Here is a 346-nt window from a genome sequence, read left to right on the forward strand (position 1 = left end):
ACTTTCATTTTTTTTAAGCAAATTCCAAGTGTTTTGGTCACCATTCCAAATTCTAAGCTATGACGATATTGAGAAAAACAAACAAGGTATTTGCTTAGCAGAAGGTAGACGACTTGATGAAAAAGAGCTGTTTGTTCGCGCCATGCAAGGCTATTGGAACAAACGTAAGCACAGCGCTCTGAACCGCCCCGGTATTGTCGGAGGCTCAACTTTCTGAGAGAATACGACAATGAAAACACGAAACTATACCCCCGAGATTAAAGAACGCGCCGTTCGCATGCTGATTGAAGCAGCGGGCGATTACCCCTCCACTTGGTCAGCTATTCAAGCCATTGCCACTAAGATT

At 43.9% G+C, this 346-nt stretch carries 1 protein-coding gene; it reads left to right on the forward strand.

Features of this window, described 5'->3' with window-relative positions; all coding sequences use genetic code 11:
- Positions 1-217, forward strand: a 217-nt coding sequence (locus tag AAEY78_RS12420; RefSeq protein ID WP_352339646.1) for a hypothetical protein, incomplete at its 5' end; no start/stop codon positions are given.
- Between the last annotated feature and the right edge of the window lie 129 nt (positions 218-346).

Source organism: Psychrobacter sp. 16-MNA-CIBAN-0192, from assembly GCF_040309565.1.
In the GTDB taxonomy this organism is placed as follows: domain Bacteria; phylum Pseudomonadota; class Gammaproteobacteria; order Pseudomonadales; family Moraxellaceae; genus Psychrobacter.